General features: G+C 44.2%; 22 protein-coding genes. 9 read left to right on the top strand and 13 right to left on the bottom strand.

Annotated elements, in window-relative coordinates:
- Window positions 1-18 precede the first annotated feature (18 nt).
- Together JMX94_RS09975 and JMX94_RS09970 are read right to left on the bottom strand one after the other, a co-directional pair.
- A complete protein-coding gene (locus JMX94_RS09975) occupies window positions 19-1,416 on the bottom strand; it encodes an efflux RND transporter periplasmic adaptor subunit (protein WP_201565201.1) in 1,398 nt (465 codons plus the stop codon).
- Window positions 1,417-2,089: 673 nt separating this feature from the next.
- Entirely contained in the window at window positions 2,090-3,019 is a 930-nt protein-coding gene (locus JMX94_RS09970) for a polyprenyl synthetase family protein (protein ID WP_201565231.1), read from the bottom strand.
- 793 nt (window positions 3,020-3,812) lie between these two features.
- Here JMX94_RS09970 and rplU point away from each other — a divergent pair.
- The 3 genes from rplU (at window position 3,813) to lolA (ending at window position 5,619) form a co-directional block, all read left to right on the top strand.
- Window positions 3,813-4,124, top strand: a complete 312-nt coding sequence (gene rplU / locus JMX94_RS09965) for a 50S ribosomal protein L21 (protein WP_144297745.1) — start codon at window positions 3,813-3,815, stop codon at window positions 4,122-4,124.
- Window positions 4,125-4,215: 91 nt separating this feature from the next.
- Complete coding sequence (rpmA, locus tag JMX94_RS09960) at window positions 4,216-4,473, top strand: 50S ribosomal protein L27 (protein WP_055123782.1); 258 nt, start codon at window positions 4,216-4,218, stop codon at window positions 4,471-4,473.
- Window positions 4,474-4,932: 459 nt separating this feature from the next.
- The gene (lolA, locus tag JMX94_RS09955; RefSeq protein WP_201565200.1) at window positions 4,933-5,619 is read left to right on the top strand and encodes an outer membrane lipoprotein chaperone LolA; all 687 of its coding nucleotides are present in this window, start codon (window positions 4,933-4,935) and stop codon (window positions 5,617-5,619) included.
- A gap of 180 nt (window positions 5,620-5,799) precedes the next feature.
- On the opposite strand, the gene scpB is transcribed toward lolA, so the two are convergent.
- The 8 genes from scpB to mrdA form a co-directional block, all read right to left on the bottom strand.
- Complete coding sequence (gene scpB / locus JMX94_RS09950) at window positions 5,800-6,345, bottom strand: SMC-Scp complex subunit ScpB (RefSeq protein WP_201565199.1); 546 nt, start codon at window positions 6,343-6,345, stop codon at window positions 5,800-5,802.
- 28 nt (window positions 6,346-6,373) lie between these two features.
- Window positions 6,374-7,183 carry a ScpA family protein gene (locus JMX94_RS09945; RefSeq protein ID WP_201565230.1) on the bottom strand — a complete coding sequence of 270 codons (810 nt, stop codon included), beginning with the start codon at window positions 7,181-7,183 and terminating at the stop codon, window positions 6,374-6,376.
- A 180-nt stretch (window positions 7,184-7,363) separates the two neighbouring features.
- Complete coding sequence (locus JMX94_RS09940; protein ID WP_201565198.1) at window positions 7,364-8,443, bottom strand: tryptophan--tRNA ligase; 1,080 nt, start codon at window positions 8,441-8,443, stop codon at window positions 7,364-7,366.
- 163 nt (window positions 8,444-8,606) lie between these two features.
- The gene (locus JMX94_RS09935) at window positions 8,607-9,716 is read right to left on the bottom strand and encodes a lipid A biosynthesis acyltransferase (RefSeq protein WP_201565197.1); all 1,110 of its coding nucleotides are present in this window, start codon (window positions 9,714-9,716) and stop codon (window positions 8,607-8,609) included.
- A 290-nt stretch (window positions 9,717-10,006) separates the two neighbouring features.
- Complete coding sequence (gene rpsI, locus JMX94_RS09930) at window positions 10,007-10,393, bottom strand: 30S ribosomal protein S9 (RefSeq protein WP_183620735.1); 387 nt, start codon at window positions 10,391-10,393, stop codon at window positions 10,007-10,009.
- A gap of 10 nt (window positions 10,394-10,403) precedes the next feature.
- A complete protein-coding gene (gene rplM / locus JMX94_RS09925; RefSeq protein ID WP_183620736.1) occupies window positions 10,404-10,832 on the bottom strand; it encodes a 50S ribosomal protein L13 in 429 nt (142 codons plus the stop codon).
- Window positions 10,833-11,043: 211 nt separating this feature from the next.
- Window positions 11,044-11,736 (bottom strand): 16S rRNA (guanine(966)-N(2))-methyltransferase RsmD, encoded by a 693-nt coding sequence (gene rsmD, locus JMX94_RS09920; protein ID WP_201565196.1) that lies wholly within the window; start codon window positions 11,734-11,736, stop codon window positions 11,044-11,046.
- A 64-nt stretch (window positions 11,737-11,800) separates the two neighbouring features.
- A complete protein-coding gene (mrdA, locus tag JMX94_RS09915; RefSeq protein ID WP_201565195.1) occupies window positions 11,801-13,792 on the bottom strand; it encodes a penicillin-binding protein 2 in 1,992 nt (663 codons plus the stop codon).
- A 673-nt stretch (window positions 13,793-14,465) separates the two neighbouring features.
- Here mrdA and JMX94_RS09910 point away from each other — a divergent pair.
- The 6 genes from JMX94_RS09910 to adk all read left to right on the top strand — a co-directional run bounded on the left by JMX94_RS09910 (window position 14,466) and on the right by adk (window position 21,511).
- A complete protein-coding gene (locus JMX94_RS09910) occupies window positions 14,466-15,800 on the top strand; it encodes a hypothetical protein (RefSeq protein ID WP_201565194.1) in 1,335 nt (444 codons plus the stop codon).
- 240 nt (window positions 15,801-16,040) lie between these two features.
- Complete coding sequence (locus JMX94_RS09905; protein ID WP_201565193.1) at window positions 16,041-18,050, top strand: heme lyase CcmF/NrfE family subunit; 2,010 nt, start codon at window positions 16,041-16,043, stop codon at window positions 18,048-18,050.
- Window position 18,051: 1 nt separating this feature from the next.
- Window positions 18,052-18,738: a DsbE family thiol:disulfide interchange protein gene (locus tag JMX94_RS09900; RefSeq protein ID WP_201565192.1), complete on the top strand. Its 687-nt coding sequence runs from the start codon at window positions 18,052-18,054 to the stop codon at window positions 18,736-18,738.
- A 56-nt stretch (window positions 18,739-18,794) separates the two neighbouring features.
- A complete protein-coding gene (locus tag JMX94_RS09895; RefSeq protein ID WP_374220415.1) occupies window positions 18,795-19,358 on the top strand; it encodes a cytochrome c-type biogenesis protein in 564 nt (187 codons plus the stop codon).
- Complete coding sequence (gene ccmI, locus JMX94_RS09890) at window positions 19,355-20,635, top strand: c-type cytochrome biogenesis protein CcmI (protein WP_201565191.1); 1,281 nt, start codon at window positions 19,355-19,357, stop codon at window positions 20,633-20,635. The genes JMX94_RS09895 and ccmI overlap by 4 nt, the downstream gene beginning before the upstream one ends.
- 219 nt (window positions 20,636-20,854) lie before the next feature.
- Window positions 20,855-21,511 (top strand): adenylate kinase, encoded by a 657-nt coding sequence (gene adk, locus JMX94_RS09885; RefSeq protein WP_201565190.1) that lies wholly within the window; start codon window positions 20,855-20,857, stop codon window positions 21,509-21,511.
- A gap of 206 nt (window positions 21,512-21,717) precedes the next feature.
- Here adk and secB read toward each other — a convergent pair whose 3' ends face one another.
- The 3 genes from secB to JMX94_RS09870 all read right to left on the bottom strand — a co-directional run bounded on the left by secB (window position 21,718) and on the right by JMX94_RS09870 (window position 23,416).
- Window positions 21,718-22,170 (bottom strand): protein-export chaperone SecB, encoded by a 453-nt coding sequence (secB, locus tag JMX94_RS09880; RefSeq protein WP_149488954.1) that lies wholly within the window; start codon window positions 22,168-22,170, stop codon window positions 21,718-21,720.
- 196 nt (window positions 22,171-22,366) lie between these two features.
- Complete coding sequence (gene grxC, locus JMX94_RS09875; RefSeq protein WP_201565189.1) at window positions 22,367-22,630, bottom strand: glutaredoxin 3; 264 nt, start codon at window positions 22,628-22,630, stop codon at window positions 22,367-22,369.
- A 330-nt stretch (window positions 22,631-22,960) separates the two neighbouring features.
- Window positions 22,961-23,416, bottom strand: coding sequence for a rhodanese-like domain-containing protein (locus JMX94_RS09870; protein ID WP_201565188.1), 456 nt, complete (start codon window positions 23,414-23,416; stop codon window positions 22,961-22,963).
- Window positions 23,417-23,573: the final 157 nt, after the last annotated feature.

Below are 23,573 nucleotides of genomic sequence, written 5' to 3'. Positions count from 1 at the left end.
TCCTATCTTTGAATGGAATTAGTTAGCGGTAGATTCTGCAGGCTTTTTAGCAGCGGCATCTTTACTAGCTGGCTTATCCATCGCTTTTGCAGCTTGCTGCGGCGTTTGGGCAGTAGGTGCACCTGGCTTAGCAGGGGCTGCATTGGCATCTGGTAATGGTTTGGCGACCACCTCTTGCTCAGGCTTCACTTTTGCACCGCCGATAACCACCACTTTATCCCCTGCTTGTAGGCCGTCTGTGATGACCCATTGCCCTTGATAGGTACCATTAATAGTGACAGGACGTACTTGAATTTTATTGTTCTCATCAACGATATAAACTTGCGTTTCACTTTTCGGGGTACGCATCACGGCACTTTGCGGTACCAAGGCGGCATTGGTAATGACGCTTTGGGTTAAGCGGGCGCTGACATACATACCAGGCAATAAGATATTATTTTTATTAGAGAAGACCGCGCGTAAAGTCACCGCACCGGTTGACTCGTCAACTTTTGCTTCAGATAAAGCAAGCTCACCGCGTACAGGATAAGTTGAGCCATCTTCTAATACCAATTCAACCGAGTTCATGCCTGCTTGTGCTTTACCTGCAGAGATTTGCTGGCGTAACTTAAGCAATTCGGATGAAGACTGGCTGATATCGACATAGATAGGATCTAGGCGTGAGATAGTCACTAAAGGATCAGGTTGACCGGCGCTAACCAACGTACCGGCAGTCACGCTAGAGCGGTCAGTACGACCTGAGAGCGGCGCACGTACGATAGTACGGTTTAAATCCAACGTGCTGGCTTGTAAACCTGCCTTGGCAGTTTGGATGCCCGCTTTAGCACTCTCGATACCTGCTTCCGTTTGTCCGATAGCCGCACGCGCACTTTCGACTGCCGCTTGGGCGGTACGAACTTGGGTGACAGCTTGGTCATATTGCTGCTTTGAGATAGCATCAATTTCGATCAAACCTTGCAAGCGTTGTAAATCATTCTGCGCTTGTGATAATGATGCTTGGCGACTGACCAATTCAGCTTTAGCATTGGCATTGTTTGCCACCGCTGTCTGATAGTTGGCTTGAGCCTGCTGAATAGCCGCCTGCCCACTGGTGATAGACGTCGCGTAGTTATCAGTATTGATACGATATAAAGGTTGGTCTTTTTTGACGTTGCTGCCCTCACGGAACAACACTTCGTCAATAATGCCATTAACCTGTGGGCGAACGTCTGCGGTTTGATAAGCCGCGGTACGTCCAGCAAAGGTCTGTACTTGGGGTACGGTATCTAGAGTGACAGTCTGAACGTTGACGACAGCAGGTGGCATTTGCTGCTGTGCGGCTGCGTCACCAGCTGCGTCCTCGTTTTTGTCACAGCCAACCAGTACAGCTCCAGATAGTACAGATGCTATTACAAGCGCAAGAGTAGAGTGCTTCATCAATGTCCTCGGCAATATAAATATCATATAATAAATAATTACAGTATTAAAAGTTTAGGGGTAAATCTTAACGTGGTAGATATGAAAAGTAATATGCATTTACCGTTGCCAATATATTAATCGCTAAACGCGTAACAATCGGATAAGCAGATTTAATTTAATGAATGATTATAAACTATAGGGTATACCCTACAGTCAAGGTGTAAAAAACCGTTTTTGTGTCTCACAATTGTCTTCTAGCTCAATAAATGCCTAACAGCCATTGATAATACAAGCATAGCGTTAAAAATACCTTGTAAAATTCGTAATGAATGCTGAACTAGAATATTGTTAATTTTTGTTTTTTTAAATACGATTCAGAGATAGTAGCAAGAAAGCTGTATAAAAATACAGTAGAAAACAAAGGAGACAGAAAAATTCTGTATTAGCAATACTTAAGTGTGAACGCTAAAATATGGAGGCAAAATGTATGCGCTTAAGTCAGCGTTTGGTATGAGTAATGAGGAGGCTGCTAGTATCATAGCTAAACTTTCCTCATCTTTTATGTCTTATTATTATAAAGTCAGGCTTAACTTAACCTTTAATAAATAAAGTGGTCTTTATCTGATATATTGAAATCTTGGTATATAGAGAATATATAAAAATCTCGATATATCAGATAAATAAATAGCCTTTATACTAAACGCGCGCTGGCAAGTTCCGTCAACTGATATAACCCTTGGCGGTAGCGATTATCAGGTAAGCTGCTAAGCGCTTGCTGGGCAAGTTTGGTCTCTTCTAACGCACGCTGCTTACAGTATTCAAGCGAGCCTGAATGACGTACCAGCTCGATAAGCTGCTCAGCATTTGGTGTTTTACCGGTTTGCACGGCGATACGTAACTGCTCATAGCCTGCGGTATCGCTGTCTTTTAATAGCTCAAGCGCCTTAATGGTTGGCAGCGTTGGTTTACCTTCCGCCAAATCGTCACCGAGATTTTTGCCCATCAGCTCGCTATCGCCACTATAATCGAGCACGTCATCGACGATTTGGAAAGCATTACCGAAATGCTGACCAAAATCAGCCAATGCCTGCAGGTGCTCAGTTTTATTTTGCAAAATAGCCGCGCCTTGGGTCGCCATCATAAATAAGCGCGACGTCTTTCCATCGATGATATTTAGATAATCGGCTTCAGTGGCTTCAGGATTGTGCTGATGCTGTAGCTGTAACACTTCGCCCTCGGCGATATCACAGGTACCATCTGAGAACACTTGCAATAGTGGTAAGCTTTGAAACCCAACCAGTAAGTTAAAGGCGCGAGCAATCAGGTAGTCGCCGACCAGCACTGCCGTGGCATTATCCCAAGTAGCGTTTGCGGTTGGCTTACCACGGCGCTGCCCAGATTCATCAATCACATCGTCATGGACTAAGGTTGCGGTATGCAGCATCTCAGTAATCGCCGCCAAATGCATCGCTTGCCGCGACGGCTCATCATTAAACATCCGCGCGCATAACAAGGTAATGAGCGGGCGCATACGTTTACCGCCAGCATTAATCACATGCTGCGAGACGCTCATGACCAGTTGAACTTTGGAATTCAAACTGCCAAAAACTTGCTTGTCCATAATGTCAAAATCATCAGCAACGATGCTTTGAATATCGGCATAGCTTAGGGTGTCAGCATGGTTTGGTTCAGCATTGCTTGGTGTGCTTGCTAAGTTAGTTAAGGGTGTGGTTGATGCTGCAGCGGCGTTAGATAAAGAGTTACTGGTCATAATGAGTCGTCATACCAATGAAAATAAAAGAGGGTTTGGATAGCGGTCTATCTATTTATAGTAATTGCTTATAACAAGTATTGATAGTGAAGCTATCGTTTGACGCATAATAGCATAGCTATCTGGGTCAATTGTTGATTTTAGTATAGCAGAATGCAGGGCTGTCTTTATATTTAGCCGTCTGTTTAGGCTTATATTTTGATATATTGGTTGTCTAATTAAACAATAATAGATGGATGTTTATTAAGCTAATTAGCATATAGACTAGGGTCTATTCACCCGCATTGAGTAATAATAAGCCAATATTTACAAAAAACTGTAAGTAACTGATTATATAAGTTATAATAGCCGCTGTTGGATTTTAACCAATGATGGTTTGATGTCTTATACTTGAATAAAGATAGTGGTCTTAACAGCGGTGGTTTATACCCTTGTTAATCAATCACATCATTTTCATATATAAGTATAGACAAACATTTGAGCCAGTATTATTGGTATTACCACCTGAGTAAAACAAGAGATGCGGCTTGCTTTTATGAGCAAAAAGCCGTAAAATCTTGCCTTTAATTTTTCCCTGTCGTGTTCGTCGTAAAAGCGTTGGTATGATATCAGCCACGGCACACGGGTTAAACGGAGTCATACAATGTACGCAGTAATCAAAACTGGTGGTAAACAGCACCGTGTAGTCGTCGATGAATTGCTTAAAGTTGAACTACTAAAAGCAGAAAAAGGCGAAACAATCAAATTTGAAGACGTGTTGATGGTTGTTGACGGTGAAACTGTCAAAATCGGTCAGCCTGTCGTTGAAGGCGCTAGCGTAGAAGTTGAAGTGGTTGAACATGGTCGCGGCGAAAAAATCCGTATCATCAAACACAACCGTCGTAAGCATTATCACAAAGAGCAAGGTCACCGCCAATGGTATACCTTGTTAAAAATCAAAGCTATTAATGCCTAATTATTCACTTAGCAATTACTGCTAAATAGCGCACTAAATGCTTAAGAGTTGTCGCATTAGCGATAAGTCACATTAACAAGGAGATTTTCTCATGGCACATAAAAAAGCTGCCGGTTCGAGCCGTAACGGTCGTGATTCAAACCCAAAAATGCTAGGCGTTAAAATCTTTGGTGGCCAAGCTATCACAGCTGGTAACATCATCGTTCGTCAACGTGGTACAGAATTCCACGCAGGCGAAGGCGTTGGCATGGGTCGTGACCATACTTTATTTGCACTAAATGACGGTGTGGTAAAGTTTGCGACCAAAGGTAAATTCAACCGTCGTTATGTTATGGTTGAAAGCGCATAATTGCCCATCTGGGTTATTTTAATCGAAGATTAAAATAACTTGATGACTAAAAAAAGCCCTTATTACCGTTTGGTAGTAAGGGTTTTTTTATGGTGCTGGTTCTTTAGTAAAAGCAGATTATCAAAAGCAAATGATTATAAATAGCAGGTCATGACATTAGCAATAGCTCGCAAACTGCTTTTAAATAACCCTATTTTATACATAAAACAGACAACAAATAGCAGTGAATGCTATGTAACGCTACTGGTTACAAGCGTGTATGGCAGCGGTAGTAATGATTGCAAATCATGACTAGGCGCGTAATAAAAAAACTGGCACACTGTCTGCATTGTTTAATCACGTCAGTTTAAGTTTATTGATTCTGAACTGAGCATCGTGAGATAAGCACTTATTGAAAACAAAAATTTTAATTAAAACGTTTTATCTTTATGCTATTTTGCATTTAAAAGAGGATTTATAATGACTTTATTAACAAACAAAACAACTTTAAAACAAAAAGTAATGAGCGGTGCTTTAGCGGGTGTATTGATGACCTCACTTGGTGTTGCCGCGCCGATGATGGCTTTAACGCAATCTGCAACGGCTGCTCCGGCTGATAATCTGACCGCTGCCAAACGCTTAAACAAGCTACTAAGTAATACCAAAAGCATGACGGCTAACTTTAGCCAAACCACCAAAGGCGCAAATAGTGGTACCTTTACGGGTACAATGAGCGTCCAGCGTCCAAATAACTTCCGCTGGGAAACCAAGTCGCCGTCCGAGCAGCTGATTGTGGCAAATGGCAGCTCGATGTGGGTTTATGATAAGGATTTGGAGCAAGCGACCAAGCAAAATGTCGATAGCCAAGTGGGTAATACCCCAGCGCTATTGTTGTCAGGTGATCCAAGCAAAATTGATAAGAACTTTAAAATCACTCAGCCATACGCCAATAAAAACTACTATGTATTATATCCAAAGTCAGAGAGTGCCAGTTTTAAGAGCTTATCGATGAGCTTTAGCGGTGGTAAACCTGTGATGATGGTATTGAATGATAGTTTAGGACAAACCACGACGATTAAGTTTAGTGGTATCAAAATGAACCCAAGTATCGGTAGCAGTCAGTTTAAATTTACGCCACCAAAGGGCGTTGATATTATTAATCAATAATTATTAATCAATAATCAATACTGTTAATCTAACCGTACTTATTTAAAAAAACTGGTTTAAAAATTTGCTATAAAAAACTGGTTTCAAAAAAAGGACAAGCCTATTCGGTTTGTCCTTTTTTATGGGAGTAAGAATAATGTGCAGGTCTTATTTTAAACTAATTAAGAAAATGCTTTGATGCTAAGACAGCGCTTTAATGGCTTCCATATCTGGCAATGCGGGCAGCTCATCTAAATTGGTCAATCCAAACGCATCTAAAAATTGCGGCGTGGTATGTAGCAGTGCAGGGCGACCCAAGGTTTCTTTGTAACCTTTCTCTTCAATCCAACCTTTATCAAATAGCTGACGCAGTATATTACTTGATAGCGTCACACCGCGCACGTGCTCGATGTCACCGCGTGTCACTGGCTGCTTATAGGCAATGACACTCAACGTTTCAAGCAGGGCTTGGCTGAGGCGTTCTTGTCGCTGCGGGAATACACGCTGAATTAACGGACTATAGCTATCTGCGATTTGTAGCCGATAACCACTGGCCGTCTCATGTAAGGTCAGTACACCAGAATCTAGACGCTGTTGTAATATCTCCAACGCTCGCGCAAGCTCGTTAGTATTTAACGATAACTGCTTCTTTAACACATTAGCCTTAAGAGGCGCCTCAGAGGCGTGCAGGAGCACCTCGATATGCTTGCTCATCTCATCTAAGTGTCGCTGCTGCGTATCTGTCATTGCATATATTCTCTATTAAAGAAGACCATTAAGCCAGCCACTGTAACGTTAACTGCCCTATATGGCTGTTTTCTGCAAACTCATCGTCAGCAGCAGTACCGTGACCTTTTAAATCAGCGTTTATAACACCAACCAACTGCCGTTTCATCAGCTCTAAGACTGCGACAAAGCTAACCACCACACCTATCTTACCTTGAGTTTTATCCAACAGCTCATAAAACGAGTGCGCGCCACTCGTGCTTAGCTGCCTACTAATACTGGCAATACGGTCGGAAAGGGGCACGGCATCAACTTTGATGGTATGCATCTGATAATCAGGCTGCAGCTGCATTTTAAATAAGCTATCAATCAAAAGGTTCGGCGAGTAACTGGGTAATTCCGCATTCATAACGTCTTGACTGGGCATACTGACCATCGCTAAAAACACATCGCGCTCAAGACGCACCAGATTGTCCAAACGCTGACTGGCTACTTTAATTTGCGCATATTCTTCAAGGCGCTCAATCAGCTCAGCTTTTGGATCACGCTCATCGCTCGGCGTTTCGGGCTTTGGTAGCAGCAGCTCGGTTTTAATCGCAATCAAGGTTGATGCCATCAGCAGATAGTCACCCGCCAATTCAAAATGTTCGGTATCCAGCTCATTGATATAAGCCAAATACTGCTCCGTAATTGGCAATATCGGCATTTGGGTCAGATCAACGTTGTTTTTTTTGACCAGATATAATAAAAAATCCAATGGCCCAGCAAACTGCTCTAACCAAATGGCAAACGCTTGCGGCGGCACATATAAATCTTCTGGTAGATGCTGCACCGGCGTCTGATAAATGCGCAGCGACATGTCATTGATAGCTAAATGGTCGTGTTGGCCATCATGCTCGCCATTGCTATCTATAAGCTCAGAGTTTTGATACGCGCCTACAAGAGAAGCGGCTTTTGTTAAAGCCGCTGGTTGATTTGTTAGCTCAGTCTGCACGCTTAGCATCCGCTTTGATTACGATAAGTTAAAGCAGTCAAAGACTTACTTAAGCTTAGCAAGTGGACGGATACCAATGGCACGACGAGTCTTATCTAGTTGCTTACGACTATGGCGTCGCGCTTTTTCTGCGCCCATTTGTAAGATTTCTTCCAGCTCTTTTGGATTGGCCATAAGCTCTTCATAACGTGCGCGGAATGGAGCAATCTCGCTATTGATTTTGTCAAACAGGGCTTGCTTGGCATCACCCCAGCCAATACCGGCGGCATACTGCGCCCGCATATCTGCAATCTCGGTAGGCGTCGCAAAAGCTTTATAAATCTCGAAAATAGCTGAATCATCAGGGTCTTTTGGCTCAGCCGGTAACTGCGAGTTGGTCACAATTTTCATGATGGCTTTATGCATCTGTTTTTCGGCGCTGACTTGTGGATTAGAATCACCAAATAATGGGATGGTATTGCCATAGCTCTTACTCATTTTACGTCCATCAAGCCCCGTCAGTAGTGGAATATCGTCATCTACAACCGCAGATGGGAGCGTAAAGAGGGGTTTATAGCGATGGTTAAAGGTACCTGCAATATCACGTGCCATCTCGACATGCTGAATCTGGTCTCGACCAACAGGCACATGCGTGGCGTTGAACATCAAGATATCGGCTGCCATCAGTACAGGGTAGCCAAATAGACCCATATTGATACCTTGGTCAGGATCGACATCTTCTTTTTGCATATTGATGTCGACTGCCGCTTTATAAGCATGCGCGCGATTCATCAAACCTTTGGCGCATGAGCAGTTTAAAATCCAGGCAAGCTCTGGTATTTCGGGCACATCGGATTGACGGTAAAAAGTGACACGTTCAGGGTCAAGACCACAGGCAATCCAAGTCGCAGCAATGGCCTTGGTCGATTCATGAATAATAGTAGGGTCATAACAGCCGATAATGCCATGGTAATCTGCTAAAAAGAAAAACGCTTCGTCGTCACTGTTTTGGATAGACTGAATCGCTGGACGAATCGCGCCAACGTAATTGCCTAAATGTAAAGTACCAGTCGGCTTGATGCCGGTTAGGATACGTTTACTTTCTATTTTAGCTGCGTCTGTAACTGCGTCAGTTTGAGTGCTCATGAAAAATCCGTTATTTTATTTCTCACGTTATTATTGATATCAGTGAGTTATTGATGTAAATGAGTTATTAATATAAGTAAGTTAATAATATAAATGATATGCAGAATAAAATATCAGCTGCAAAGTATAGCAAATTTCGTCGCGATGTTATTGCCAAAAAAGGCTACCGATAGATATCAGTACGACCATCAGGGCCGTTTTTAAAGCGGCGATGGAACCACATCCACTGGGTCGGATCGATACGAATCAATCCTTCTAGCACTTCATTAACGCGCGTTGCATCGGCAACCTCGTCATCACTTGGATAATTATCAAGCTCTGGCGTAATGGTTAAATGATAATGCGGACGTTTGCCCTTCGGTAGGTTATCTGGCGTTTGCCGATAGGTATGCAGTGCCATCAATGCGGGCGGATGCTGTTTGTCGCCCAGTTTGGCCATACGCCGTGAGGCGGTAATAGTCGCTGCTGGCACACCAAAAAATGGTGCCATGACGCCTTGTTTTAATCCGTAATCTTGGTCAGGTGAGTACCAAATCACGTGGCCTGCTTTAATCGACTCAACAAAGCTACGCATATCCCTACTGGCTATTTGCTTACTTAATATATTGGTGCGTCCATTATAGATAAACCAATCGAGCAAAGCGTTATTTTGTGGTCGATACATGCCATCCATAGGGAAAAACTGCGTACATAGCATACCGCCAAGATCGAGCATCGTATAATGTGCCCCAAGCAAAATCACAGGACGACCTTCGTTTTGGGCATTAACTAAGTGCTGTAAGCCTGAGATAGAAACGGTACGGGTGAAAATATTGGGACGAAACCAAGCGCATAGCGTTTCAAACACCCCAATACCTTGATTGACAAAAACTTGCTTGGCCATCAGCTCGCGCTCGGCTTCGGGCTTTTCTGGAAAAGCCAATCTTAAGTTAATCAAGGTATCACGTCTGCGTGAGCTTGCTACTTTGTAGATTAAAATACCCAGCTTACGACCCAGCCAAAACTGCCAACGTAATGGCAGATATATCATCGGTAGAAAGATCGCCAAGACTAGCCAAATACCCCAATATTTAGGCAATAAAAACTGCCATTGAAAGGGTTTCTTATCCACTTGCGCCGTTTGCTTATGCGTTTGCGTAATCGTTGGCGTGCCGATAGGGATAGCAGGTGACTTAGCCATTTTGCTATGTTTATTGTTATGCTCACCGGCCGTCGGTGCTGGCATATCGGTTTTTTCGGGCTTACTAGGGTCGTATTGTTCGGGGGCTTTCATAATGAGGACAAGGTAATAAAAGTTATGATTATGATGAGGCAGTGAGCGCGGCTTTGCAAGGTGATTTATGCACAAAAACTGGCACAGGTAAAAACCATCATTCAAAAATCCTCGCTAAAAACTGTCGTTAAAAAAGCATGGTTAAAATAATCGCTAAAAACCAGCCATAAAAAAACCTTATAAGCTGTGACCAGCTTATAAGGTTTTGCAAATCTATTCTTTTGCTTAATACTACTATGGCGACTCTGAGATAAAGACGGCAGCAGTAAAAAGCAAAGAGATAGCTTTGATTAACGTTTCGAGAATTGTGGACGTTTACGTGCTTTACGTAGACCCAATTTCTTACGTTCAACTTGACGTGAGTCACGAGTAACAAAACCAGCTGCTTTTAGAGCAGGTTTGTTAGACTCATCAAGCTCAATCAATGCACGCGTGATGCCGTGACGGATTGCGCCAGCTTGACCACTAATACCGCCGCCTTTTACAGTGATGTAAAGGTCATAAGCAGTAGGGGTGTCAAGTAATTCTAAAGGCTGACGAACAACCATACGCGACGTTTCGCGGCTGAAATACTCATCAAGTGGTTTGCCGTTAACAACGATAGCACCAGTACCTTTAGCTAAAAAGACACGAGCGGTAGAAGTTTTGCGACGACCAGTTCCGTAATTGCGTTCCATAAGTATATCCTTAGATGTCTAGTTCTTTAGGTTGCTGAGCTTCATGTGGATGTTCGGTACCCGCATATAGTTTCAGCTTTTTGATCATCGCGTAGCCAAGAGGACCTTTTGGAAGCATACCCTTAACCGCTTTGTGTAGAACATCTTCAGGCTTATGTGCAATCAGCTTGGTGAAGTTGGTTTCTTTAATACCGCCTGGGTAACCACTGTGACGATAGTATTTTTTATCTTGTGCTTTTTTACCCGTTACCGCGATTTTCTCTGCGTTGATAACAACGATAAAATCACCAGTATCTACGTGAGGCGTATAACAAGTTTTATGTTTGCCACGTAAGCGTGTAGCGATTTGAGTAGCTAGGCGACCAAGGGTTTTGCCGTCAGCATCTACGACATACCAGTCATGGGTCACTTCAGCTGGTTTTGCACTAAGTGTTTTCATGATAAAACCTTAAAATTAGAATTCGTTGAGAGTTTAGCTGGGAACGGGGCTCTCAAAAAACAGACTGCACATTATAAGCAGTAGCGCCTACGCTTGCAAGCTGCATTGGGGTTTATTTTCGCCTTATATACATTAAACTGCAGCGTTGGCCAGTTTTTTAGCGGTTTTAAACATTTGTAAAATTTGTTAATGGCTTTCGTTAACCGGACAATTATGACGGCAATATACGATAAAGTCCAGCGACAACTTGTCCGACTTTAGTTTGTTTTAAGCACTCAAAGCCTATGATGCCTTGCGTTGTCTCTGCTTGAGGCGCAGAGTTCTCGTTAACACTGGCTACCAATTGATTCAATTGCAGCGTTAAATCTTTATCCGCTTCTAAATAAATCAGCGTTTCTGTGGTGATTAAGGATCTTTTTATCAATGCCGTTAAAATCGGCTGCCATAAGTCTTGGGCATAAGGTGGGTCGATAAAGACGATATCAAAATGATGAGGAAGGGTTTGGTTTTGGGTCAGTACTTGCTCAGCTGTGCCTTGAACGATTTGATAATTAGCGGTATCGAGGCGTAATTGTTCGGCGCTTTGGCGCAGCATGTCGCTTTGTGCCGGATTTATTTCGATAAAGGTGGTATGCGCCGCGCCGCGTGATAATGCTTCGAAGCCTAAAACACCGCTGCCAGCGCAGCTATCAAGCACTTGGGCGTCATGAATATCGGCAATCAACCAATTAAATAAGGTCTCACGCAGGCGGTCTGGGGTCGGACGCAAGCCTTCGGCATCGATAAAACTCACGCTACGGCGCTTAAACTGACCACCGATAATACGTACATCACCAGCAGCACTGTTTTTCGTTTTTGCTTTATGTTTTTTTTTAGGCTGTCGCGTACTGGATGTTTTTTTCATAGCGCTTTCTTATTAACCCTGTTATTAACTATCTTATCAACTGTTTTATTGACTCACGCTATCATCACTCAGAGGTAGCAGCGCTCGTAGTTGTTTCCGCACCTTGCGCTTCTGCTTGCTCTGCGAGCGCCTGTTCTTTATCACGTACCGCATCACGCATGGCTTTTTCAAACGCTTTTTGCCGTTTAATGACTTTTAATTGATCGGCAGTAGGCGGCAAAATAGGGTCGGTTTTACGCTGTAACATCCAGTAATCAAATAAGGCACGACCGATAGGAGCAGCAACGGCACTGCCGCCGCCGCCGTTTTCGACCAATACCGCAAGGGCGATTTCTGGTGCTTCAACAGGAGCAAAACCATTAAACCAAGCATGATCCCAATGGCGTTTATCAAGGGCGGCTTTATTATAGCTTTTACCTTGGGCAATCGATTTCACCTGTGCGGTTCCGGTTTTACCAGCAATGCGATAGCGCGGCGTATAAATACCACGCCCTGTACCTGCTTTGATGGTGTCTTCCATCGCATCGTGCATACGTAACCAGTCGGAAGGTTTACCGTTGTATTCGATTTTGCCATCAGGCTTGGTAATCACGTCGACCGCCGCCGCCCCATCGCTGCTTTTTAATAAATGCGGGGTGATATGATAGCCCTTATTGGCGGTCATGGCGGTGGCATTGGCAATCTGTAGCGGGGTGGCCAAGAAATACCCTTGTCCGATGCTAACAGAGATGGTTTCACCCGGCAGCCAGCCTTTATCATAGGTGTCTTTTTTCCATTTTGGCGAGGGCATAATGCCTGGTTTTTCATTGGGCAGGTCAATACCCGTTTGTTCGCCAAAACCAAAGCGTACCATCCAGTCGTGCAAGCGCTGAATACCCATCTCATATGCCAGCTTATAATAATAAGTATCGACCGACATCACGATAGATTTCTTTAAATTCACCGTACCGTGTCCGCCTTTTTTCCAGTCACGAAAACGGTGTGAATCACCGGGTAGACTAAAATAGCCGGGGTCATAAATGGTGGTTTCCCAATCACGTAAGCCGTAATGAATACCGCCTAAACCTTCAAAGGGCTTAATCGTTGAGCCGGGCGGATAGGTGCCTTGTAGCGCGCGATTATAGAGCGGCTGATCAAGGTCTTCTCGCAGGTCACCATAATCTCTAAAAGAGATACCGGAGATAAAGGGATTGGGGTCATAGCTTGGATTACTGACGAACGCCAATACATCACCATTTTTTGGGTCGATGGCAACGATGGCGCCTCGGCGACCATCAAGCTGCTGCTGGGCAATGGTCTGTAAGCCATAATCTAGGCTTAGAGTGATATCATTACCGGCGATTGGCGCTTTGGTATCGAGCTGGCGTATGACATTGCCGTGCGCATCGGTTTCTACGGACTGATAGCCTGGTTGCCCAAGTAAAATATCTTCATAAAAATCTTCAATGCCAATCTTGCCGATAAGGTCGGTGCCGGCATAGCGATCTTTATTGATTTGCTTCGATTCTTTATCGTTAATCCGTCCAACGTAACCAATCACATGGGCAAACAGCTCGTCATAGGGATAAGAGCGCGTGAGCTTGCTCTGAATACTGACGCCACGAAAAAAGGGTTTTCGCTCACTAAACTGTGCCAATTGTGCTTCAGTTAAATCAATCTTGATGGTCACAGGGTCATTTTTGGTTTTGCTTAAGCGAGCCAAGATATCGGTGATATTTTCATCTGTTAAATCAAAGATAGGCGCGAGCAAGTTTAGCGTACGTTCTGGATCTTCCACTTCATCAGGGCTCAGCATGGCAGTAAATACTGGCTGATTGTCCGCAAGGATAACGCCGTTTCGATCGTAAATATAACCGCGACTGGGCGGCGCAGAAATCAGTTTAATGCGATTGTTATCGGCTTGGGTGGCGTACTTATCGTGGGCATAAACTTGCAGATAACCATAGCGCGCAATCAAAGCCGTCAAACCCACTAACATGCACAGCCCAAGGATAATAACGCGGCTGGTAAAAATGCGATTAACCTGTTCGGTATCGGGAGTGAGCGGTTTGTTCATATAAAGTCAGTACCCGGACGGTCAGTGAATCGGTCGTTTATGAATTGATAAGTTGATAATGAATAAATCAATAACAGTTAGTATGAGAGAAATAGAGGGCGCTAGATTGATGCATTTAAAGCGAGGTGAGCATAAAGGATAAGCGACACTCTTTCAATAACATAGCCTGATATTTTATCAATAAATCTCGATTGATTTGCTTGAGTATAGCGGCTAACCATTCACGCAAGGCAACCATAAATTATAACAGAACAAATGCATTGACGCAGTACGCCGTTATTTATTTTATAGGGTCGTCATTATAATAATTATCTTTGTTGTTAGCATGGCTGTTGTCGCCGTTTTTAGTGTTGCTATTTGGGTTCTCTTTTCATCGAATTAGACACTGTAACGGTTGATATGCTGATGGTTCATGCTGCTAGATGATAGTAAAGGTTTTAGGAGTGAGAGTAGCGGGCAAAACGTGTCATCGCTAGTCACAACTTGCCGAGGGTCGATATGTGCTAATGAATAGCAAGTATGCTAAAATCAGGCGATTTATTTTAGCCAGTTAGCGCGTTATTTCTTAGCTATGTGGTTATTGGGGATAGAGCGGCTTTTTGTTAAGCGTTCTTAATCTGCTCAGGATATTTGGTTAACAACGACAATCATTACCTCAAGGATAATTAGAGTCATGGATGCAAATTCATTGTGGCAGACGATAGCAGAACATCCCGAGTTTTTTGCTATGCTGACCATTCCACCGGTGACCGCATTTGTCACTTGGATACATGTGTGGATGGCACTCAAGATGCTATTTTATCCGGTTAAGTTTTGGGGTATTCGGATTCCAAACTTTCCGTTTTTTGGCTTACCGGGCTTAGGTTGGCAAGGTATCGTGCCGCGCAAAGCAGGCAAGATATCGGGCGTTATCGTGGATCAGACGCTCTCAAAGCTCGGTTCGCTCGATGAGTTTTTTCAGGCGATGGAGCCTGCGCAGATGGCGGTATTTATCACCAATGCGGTCGATGAAAACCTTGAAGTCTTGATTGATGAGATTATGCTTGACCATTCGCCAGCGCTGTGGGGCAATCTTCCTTACGCATTAAAGCGCCGTGTCTATGCCCAAGCGCACCAAGAATTGCCAAATATTATGCAATCCTTGGTGACGGATTTGACCTATCACGTCGAAGATTTGGTCGATATGCGTAAGATGATTGTCAATAAAATGGAAAGCGACCGTCGCTTGATGGTCAATATGTTCCTAAAAGTCGGGCAAAAAGAGATCGATTTTATTTGGCATATCAGTGCCTTGATTGGCTTGATATTCGGTATTATCCAAATGTTTATATTTTTGGTGGTGCCGCAGCATTGGACCGTACCGTTTTTTGCCGCCATTTGGGGTTTTCTGACCAACTGGATTGCGATTTGGATGGTCTTTAACCCAGTTGAGCCGCATTTTATCCCTTATGTGAAGTTTTTTGCCCTGCAAAGCCGCTTTCCATTTATTAAGCCGCAGCTACCGCATATCGCTCAATACCGCTTTCAAGGGGGCTTTATGAAGCGCCAAGAGGAAGTCTCTGAGGTTTTTGCTGAGATTGTGGTCAAAGATTTGGTGACACTTGAGAACATCATGAATGAGATGATGTATGGTGACCGCGCCATAGAAACGCGTGAGCTGATGAAATCCCACCTGTATAAGGTGTTAGAATCGCCAGTTATCAGTACCACATTAAGAGTAGGACTGGGTCGCCGCGAGTTTGGACAATTAAAAAATACCATTATCGACAAATCAATCGTCGCTACCATGGTGCCACTGCGTGACCCTGAGCTCAATGAAAGCCGCGCCAGTAAAATCTTTGGGCTATTTCGCGACCGTATTCGCGCGCTATCACCCGATGAGTTTCAAAACCTATTGCGTCCCGCTTTCCGTGAAGATGAGATGACGCTGATTGTATTGGGCGGCTTGACAGGGTTTTTGGCAGGTTGGTTACATCTGGTCTTGGTGTTTTTCCCTGCCATGCAGTGATAGATGGTTTTTTATGTTCTTTACACACATCGCATACAGAGTGGATACAGAAACGTGACAAGTTGACGCTAATGTACCATGCTGTAAGCGCCTGAAGCTGCAACGGCTGATGGCGATAAGCGTATAATAATAGCAACCGAAAACACCTACAGTAACGAATACGGGATACTTTCGAATATCCCACAACACCAATCCCTAAAATAAACAATGACCGTATTAAGGTAAACAAGGTTAGACCGTATGTTAATCACAGAATTGGGTTATTTTGCCTTGCTGGCCGCTTTCGTATTGGCGATTTTGCAGGTGGTACTACCAACTATTGGCGTCATGAATAACCATGTTGCTTGGCAGCGTCTCGCACCAAGCTTAGCATGGGCACAATTTGCAGCCATGATTGTCTCGTTTGGCGCATTGATGGCAGGCTTTTATTTTAATGACTTTAGCTTGGTCTACGTCACTCAGCATTCTAATACCTTGTTGCCTTGGTATTATAAATTGTCCGCGACGTGGGGCGGGCATGAAGGCTCGCTATTGCTTTGGATGACCATTATGGCCACTTGGTGTGCCTTGGTGTCGTACTTTAGCCGTGGTTTGCCATTGTCAATGCGCGCACGCGTACTGGTGATATTGGCTGGCGTACAGATGATGATGCTGGCGATGCTAATCTTCACCTCATCACCGTTTGATCGTACTTTGCCAAACTTACCGGTCGATGGTGCAGATTTAAACCCTGTGCTTCAAGATTTCGGTTTGATTATCCATCCACCGATGCTTTATATGGGCTATGTGGGTATGGTTGTGCCGTTTGCCTTTTGTATGGCGGCATTATGGGAAGGGCGCTTGGATGCGGTCTGGACCCGTTGGTCGCGTCCATGGGCGCTGGCTGCTTGGGGCTTTTTGACCATTGGTATCGCACTTGGCTCTTGGTGGGCCTATTACGAGCTTGGCTGGGGCGGTTGGTGGTTCTGGGATCCGGTAGAAAACGCTTCACTGATGCCTTGGCTTGCCGGTTTAGCCTTGCTGCATTCGTTGGCAGTGACTGAGAAGCGCGGTGTCTTTAAAGCATGGACCATTATGCTGGCCATCTTTGCTTTTGCCTTAAGTCTCTTGGGTACTTTCCTTGTACGTTCAGGGGTCATTACCTCAGTGCATTCGTTTGCTGCCGACCCAACGCGTGGTCTGGTCATTTTAGTGATTTTGGGCATTATCGTTGGTGGTGGACTGCTGATGTTTGCCATTCGCGGTTGGCGTTTGACAGTTGAAAGTCAGTACCAGCTGGTATCGCGTGAATCATTTTTAGTGATTAATAACGTTATTATCCTCATTGCAACCTTAGTGGTATTACTTGGGACACTTTATCCTATTATCGCTGACTCCTTTAATTTGGGTCAGGTTTCTGTAGGCCCTCCATATTTTAATGCGCTATTTGTGCCATTAACTTGGTTGCTGCTAATAGCGATGGGCATGGGTTCTAATATTCGCTGGAAGAAAGACAGTCGTCCGCTATTGGGCGCAGGCATGGTCATTGCGGTCAGCAGTCTGGTATTGGCGGCGATTATTGCTTATTTCGTCAGCCCGTCCGACATGCTTAATATTGGCGTGACGCTAGCGGTGAGCTTTTGGGTCTTATTTTGGATGGTCGTCGACTTTAAAGACAAAACCAAAAATGCCCCGAGTTTCTTTAAGGGTCTAGGTCAATTACGTTTGAGCTATTGGGGTCAGCAGACCGCGCATATTGGGGTAATCATAGCCGTCATCGGTGTTGCCTTTACCAGTACCTTGAGTATTGAGCGTGATGTGGCACTGGGCGAAAATGATACCGTGCATGTGCAGGGCTATGACTTTGAAGTCAAAGACTTCCATGAAGTCAGAGGCAGTAACTTTGATGGTATGCAAGCGCAGGTTGAGGTGACTAAAGACGGTCAAAAAGTGACGACCTTGTATCCTGAAAAACGTACCTATGTGATTAGTATGATGCCAATGACCGAGGCGGCGATTGATGCTAGCCTGATGCGTGACGTCTATGTGGCACTTGGCGAGCCTATCGCTGAAGACAGTAATAAGTGGGCGGTACGTATTTATGTTAAGCCACTCATTCGCTGGATATGGCTTGGCGCGATTATCATGGCATTAGGTGGTTTATTAAGTATGCTCGATAGCCGCTATCGTATTAAAAAGACTAAAACATCCGCTCAAATTGCGGCAAATAAAGCCGGCTTTATCACTGAAGCTGAAATAGGGGAGAAATAAGATGAGTCCATCAGATAATTCTTCCCAAAAAACGCCTGACAATAAAGGTACTGCTAACAACAAAGCGGCTGCTAATAATAAACCTACTAAAACCATGAAAAAAAGCCAGATGAAAATATGGTTTTTGATTCCGCTGATTGTCTTTGCTGGTTTTGTGGTCATGCTATATATGCGCTTGGGTCAGCCAACGGATATCGTCACCAACACTGCGCTTGAGCGTCCGGTGCCGACGTTTGAGCTGCCATTATTGTCAGATACCAGTCGTATCATGACCAACGACAATCTGCCGGATCAGCCGTTTTTAATGAACATTTGGGGCTCTTGGTGCCCAACTTGTATCATCGAACATCCTTTTTTGATGCAATTAGAAGAACGCGGTGTCAATCTGGTTGGGGTGAACTATAAAGATGATATCGGTAATGCCCTAGGATATCTAAATCGCGGCGGCGATCCTTTTTCGATGTCTATTCAGGATTTGTCCGGTCAATTTGCTCTAGACTTAGGGCTGACTGGCGCGCCTGAAACCTTTGTGGTTGATGGTGAAGGTATTATTCGTCAGCATATCGTTGGTGAGATTAATGAGAGCAATTGGCAAAGCCGTATCACGCCTTGCTTGATGCTGCTCAACGAAGCTGATAAGAACAATGTTAGCCCAGACGCTACTCAGGTTAAGGAGATGTGCAAATGACGGCTCTCTACTTAAAAGCTAGGCGCGTACAAGCAATGCACCTAACAGTTATGCAAATGAAAAACCTCACGATAAAGCTAGCAGGCTTACTGCTTGCTTGTCTGCTCAGTTTTGGCATTAGTTTTAGTGCGCATGCAGCGATTGAAGTTTATGACTTCGACTCCGTACAACAAGAAGCGCAGTATCGCGGTCTTATCGAAGAGCTGCGCTGTCCAAAATGTCAAAACCAAAATCTAGCGGGTTCTGATGCGCCGATTGCGCAAGATTTAAAGCAAAAAACCTATGATTTGATTAAAGAAGGTCGTAGTGATACCGAGATACGTGCTTATATGCAAGAGCGTTATGGCGATTTTATTACTTATAAGCCGCCCGTACGTCCGTCGACATGGATACTATGGTTTTTTCCGCCATTACTATTGATTGTGTTGGTGATTGGCTGGTTTTGGCAAAGTAAACGCAGCCAGCGCGTTGCCCGTGGTCAAAGCGGCGTCACCGTAGATAGCGTTGCGGCGTTATCAGCGGCAGAAAAAGCGGAACTTGATCGTCTGTTATCGCGTAGCAATAAACATAGCAATGACAATAACGAGCATGACATCACCAGTACAGAGGACAAAAAATGACCCTATTTTCTACTTTTGGCTTATTTATTGCCCTAAGCTTACTGATTGCGCTGTTACTGGCGGTCATCGTTATCATGCCATGGTTACGAGCATCACGCTTACGAGACAAGCCGGTTGACAATCAGCTGCTAGATATTAATATTGCGGTATTCCGTGAGCGCCTAGCAGAGCTGCAAACGGATAAAGACGGCGGCACTATCGATGAGGTGCATTACCAAAATCAAAAGCTGGAGCTTGAGCGTCAGTTATTGGATGCGCAGCGTACCGTAACGCCGATGGTCGCGCCCGGTATCAAAAGCCGTTTGATTATCATGGTATGGGTGCCAGCATTAGCGGGACTAGCGTACTTTTTAATCAGCGACCGCACGCCGGTGTTTGAATTATGGGCAGCGGAAGATAAAGTTTCGCAAGTGGCAGATGACTTATTGACCGGTAAAATCGATCAGCCGCCCGCTTGGGCGATTGAAGACGGTACGCAACTGATTAGTGCCATGCAGACCAACGTTTATCGTCATGCTGATGACCCTGATCGCTGGATGCGTCTGTCTGAACTATTCTTATCATTAGAAGCCACCGATTCGGCACTTGAAGCCTTGTCGCGCGCTTATCGTTTGTCACCAGATAACGAAGAGATTGCCACGACTTATGCGCAAATCAGCTTTTTTGCCAATAAAGGGCAATTAGATGCTAATAGTCGCCGCGTCTTACAAGACGTACTGGCGAAAAACCCGCAGCATGAAGGCGCTCAAATGCTAATGGCAATGGGTGAGGCACGCGGTAATAACTTTGAGCAAGCACAAGGCTGGATTAAGCGTTTACGCGCCAGTATTGCTGCCAAACCGGGTGACCATAGCCAAGCGCTGGCAAGTCTTGATGAGTTGAGTGCGAATGTAAGCACGCAGCAGCAGCAAGCTTCTGAAGGCATTGACGTGACTGTCTCTATTAGTGACAGTCTGTTGCCATTGGTCAAAGCGGATGATGTGCTGTTTGTTGCTATCCGTGATGTCAAAGGTGGGCCGCCATTTGCCGCCAAGCGTTTACCGATTAGCGTGATTAAGCAGGGTGAGGCAAATATTAGCCTAAGCGACTTAGATGCGATGATGCCAGAGCGTACGTTAGCTTCTGCTCGCAGCGATAAAGTTCAGCTTGCCGTCATTGCGCGTATCAGCCATAGCGGTACTGCTACTGCTGAGTCAGGCGACTTATCTGGTAATCCTGTGGTGATTAGCGCCGACCAAAATCAGGTCAATGTGGCTATTAATCAGCAGATTCCTTAATGACTAAATATCAAGATATAAGTGGTTAATAATTGCGCGCTATCGGGCTTCTGATGGCGCGCAATCTTATCCTATGAACAGATAAGTCATCGTAACTTGCCGCATCAAGACTAAAAATACTTGAGCTTTTGAAGGCCTCAAGGTAAGGTAAGCTCTGCAACCCACCAATCCCTAAGTTTTATTAGTCCCAAAATCCTATCTTTTAAGGAGAGTCGTATAATGATGCGTATTATTTTGCTAGGTCCACCAGGCGCCGGTAAAGGCACCCAAGCCCAGTTCATTTCTAAAGAATATGATATCCCGCAAATCTCAACGGGCGATATGCTACGTGCCGCAATCAAAGAAGGCAGCGAGCTTGGCAAACAAGCCAAAGACGTAATGAACGCTGGTGGTTTGGTTTCTGATGATCTTATCATTAACCTCGTGCAAGAACGCATCGCTAAGCCTGACTGTGTCAACGGCTGTATTTTAGATGGTTTCCCGCGTACCATTCCACAAGCCCAAGCGCTTGCAGATGCCAACGTGACGATTGACCATGTGATTGAAATTAGCGTGCCTGATGATGAAATCGTTAAGCGTCTATCAGGTCGTCGTCAGCATGCAGGTTCTGGTCGCGTTTATCATATCGACCACAATCCACCTAAGGTCGATGGTATTGACGATGTGACGGGCGAGCCATTGATTCAGCGTGAAGACGACAAAGAATCTACCATTCGTGACCGTCTAGCGACTTATCATGAGCAGACGTCAACCTTGGTTGGTTTCTATCAAGATAAAGCCAAAGAAGGCGGCGACGCCCCTAAATATGACAAATTTGATGGCACTCAAGGCATTGATGATGTTAAACAGCAAATTTTATCTGCGCTAAAAGGCTAATGCTTCTTTAGAATTGCTGATAGGACTTGTTGATTAACAGTCATATTCAAAACCCTGCTACTTGTAATCACAAGCAGCAGGGTTTTTTATGGTCAAGATAAACGCTAAAAAACCTCCATAAAAAAAGCCGCTTACTTAGAGAAGTAAACGGCTTTTCGCTACTATTAGTTTAATGTAGCTTAGCTAACGCTTTATTATGCTAAGTGTTACGCGTTACCTTGCGCATCAACTTGTGCTTGCTGTTGGCTTTGTGCATAAGCTTGGTCAAAGTTCACTGGTGCAAGCAATAACTGCGGGAAGCTACCACGCGTTACGATGTCGCTGATGACTTCACGAGCATACGGGAACAACACGTTCGGGCAGTAAGCGCCTAGGATTTGACCGATTTGGTCTTCTGGAATATCTTTTAATAAAAAGATACCCGCTTGATGAACTTCGGCGATAAATGCCGCTTCCTCTGCGTTTTTAGCATTAACACTGACCGTCAATACCACTTGGTAATGATCATCGTCCAATTTTTCCGCGTTGCTTGATAGATTGATATCAAGCTCGGGGTTCCACTCTTTGGTGAATACGCCCGCGCCTGGGACTTCAAGTGACATGTCTTTTACATAAATGCGTTCTAGTGCCAATTGTGGTTGTGCTTGTTCTTCAGCCATGGTAATTCCTCTAAAATTTAATCAAATAATGGGCAAATGGTCATTGTCATAAAATATCATTGTAATATAAATCGAGATAGAGTTTTGAGATTTTATCTCGATGTTTTTCAGCAACATGGTTTTTAACAAGTTGCTTTACCCTTGCTACCGTCTATTTTTACCTCGATAAAAACAGACCGCAAAACAAGATAGCAAATTAACCTGCCAATAGCTCGTCAAGTTTGCCTTGTTGGTTCATTTGGTTAAGCTCATCAAAACCACCGACAAAGGTATCGCCAATAAAAATCTGTGGCACCGTGCGATAGTTATTGGTTTTTTGCATCAATGCTTGGCGCTCTTCACGGCTTATATCATGCATGCCAATCTCTTCATAATCAACGCCTTTGGTTTTTAGCAATTGCTTGGCGTTTGAGCAGTATGGGCAGATAGGGGTGGAGTAAACTTTCACAGATACAGTCATGGTTAGTCCTTGTTTATAAATTTATGCGGCAACAGTTTTATTATAAGTAATATGATAAATAGTGATATAAAAAATCATAGCGTAGCAATTAGCATAATCCGTTACCAATACGTAAATTGCAAATCTATTCGATGCTGCTCAGTATAAAGTGGGGATGGCACTGCTAAATTCAAGCATTATTGGCTGAAAAGCGCTGACGGTAGCATAACTGCCACATAAAAAAAGACACCTCTTTAAAAGGTGTCTTTTAGATTAGCGCTGTATATTTCCAAAGCTACATTGTGCTTATACTTACTTAGCCCTGCATAAACCAACGCTGAATCTACTGTCTTACTTATGCAAACTTGGCTTGGCTTTGCCTTTATTCTTTGGCTTAGCATCTTTTACACCAACCAACGGCATGCCAGCGCCTTGCCAGCCGCCGATACCACCTTCTAGGCGATAGACACTGTCTTTACCAATCATCTGAATCGCCGCGCCTGCTTGCACGCCCATATCACAAATGATAATCACTGGTTGCTCAATCGCACGAATTTCCTCAATGCGGTCTTTAAGCTCAGTGAATGGTATGTTGCGGCTGCCTTGGATATAGCCGGTTTCAAATTTCTTTTTGGCGCGAATATCGATCAGCTGCGCATTTTGCGAGTTAACCATCATACCCAAGGTATTGGGCGATATTTTTCTGCCACTACGTTTGTTTTCAATAGCAAAAAATAGCACGGCAAGTACGGCTAATATACCAAATAAAAACGGGTGGTTGCCCACAAATTCCAGCGCACGATCCAAACCATACCTCCAAAAAAATAAGTGTTCGGTTAAGCTGAGAAGACAGCCTAACGATATGAACAAGGCGCTATTATACCGATTAGACTAGCCATAGTAAACGTGTGATGAGCAACGTTTACTATGGCAGTGATTAATAATAAAAGTGATAATAAATCAT

This window comes from Psychrobacter sp. CMS30 (assembly GCF_904846565.1).
Taxonomy (GTDB): Bacteria; Pseudomonadota; Gammaproteobacteria; order Pseudomonadales; family Moraxellaceae; genus Psychrobacter; species Psychrobacter maritimus.
The sequence above is the reverse complement of the archived record's forward strand: the minus strand, read 5'-3'. Positions and strand labels throughout refer to the sequence as shown.

Coding starts and splice junctions, on each gene's coding strand:
- JMX94_RS09975 (WP_201565201.1), bottom strand. CDS start 1,416: ATGAAGCACTCTACTCTTGCGCTTGTAATAGCATCTGTACTATCTGGA.
- JMX94_RS09970 (WP_201565231.1), bottom strand. CDS start 3,019: ATGGACAAGCAAGTTTTTGGCAGTTTGAATTCCAAAGTTCAACTGGTC.
- rplU (WP_144297745.1), top strand. CDS start 3,813: ATGTACGCAGTAATCAAAACTGGTGGTAAACAGCACCGTGTAGTCGTC.
- rpmA (WP_055123782.1), top strand. CDS start 4,216: ATGGCACATAAAAAAGCTGCCGGTTCGAGCCGTAACGGTCGTGATTCA.
- lolA (WP_201565200.1), top strand. CDS start 4,933: ATGACTTTATTAACAAACAAAACAACTTTAAAACAAAAAGTAATGAGC.
- scpB (WP_201565199.1), bottom strand. CDS start 6,345: ATGACAGATACGCAGCAGCGACACTTAGATGAGATGAGCAAGCATATC.
- JMX94_RS09945 (WP_201565230.1), bottom strand. CDS start 7,183: ATGTCGCTGCGCATTTATCAGACGCCGGTGCAGCATCTACCAGAAGAT.
- JMX94_RS09940 (WP_201565198.1), bottom strand. CDS start 8,443: ATGAGCACTCAAACTGACGCAGTTACAGACGCAGCTAAAATAGAAAGT.
- JMX94_RS09935 (WP_201565197.1), bottom strand. CDS start 9,716: ATGAAAGCCCCCGAACAATACGACCCTAGTAAGCCCGAAAAAACCGAT.
- rpsI (WP_183620735.1), bottom strand. CDS start 10,393: ATGGAACGCAATTACGGAACTGGTCGTCGCAAAACTTCTACCGCTCGT.
- rplM (WP_183620736.1), bottom strand. CDS start 10,832: ATGAAAACACTTAGTGCAAAACCAGCTGAAGTGACCCATGACTGGTAT.
- rsmD (WP_201565196.1), bottom strand. CDS start 11,736: ATGAAAAAAACATCCAGTACGCGACAGCCTAAAAAAAAACATAAAGCA.
- mrdA (WP_201565195.1), bottom strand. CDS start 13,792: ATGAACAAACCGCTCACTCCCGATACCGAACAGGTTAATCGCATTTTT.
- JMX94_RS09910 (WP_201565194.1), top strand. CDS start 14,466: ATGGATGCAAATTCATTGTGGCAGACGATAGCAGAACATCCCGAGTTT.
- JMX94_RS09905 (WP_201565193.1), top strand. CDS start 16,041: ATGTTAATCACAGAATTGGGTTATTTTGCCTTGCTGGCCGCTTTCGTA.
- JMX94_RS09900 (WP_201565192.1), top strand. CDS start 18,052: ATGAGTCCATCAGATAATTCTTCCCAAAAAACGCCTGACAATAAAGGT.
- JMX94_RS09895 (WP_374220415.1), top strand. CDS start 18,795: ATGAAAAACCTCACGATAAAGCTAGCAGGCTTACTGCTTGCTTGTCTG.
- ccmI (WP_201565191.1), top strand. CDS start 19,355: ATGACCCTATTTTCTACTTTTGGCTTATTTATTGCCCTAAGCTTACTG.
- adk (WP_201565190.1), top strand. CDS start 20,855: ATGATGCGTATTATTTTGCTAGGTCCACCAGGCGCCGGTAAAGGCACC.
- secB (WP_149488954.1), bottom strand. CDS start 22,170: ATGGCTGAAGAACAAGCACAACCACAATTGGCACTAGAACGCATTTAT.
- grxC (WP_201565189.1), bottom strand. CDS start 22,630: ATGACTGTATCTGTGAAAGTTTACTCCACCCCTATCTGCCCATACTGC.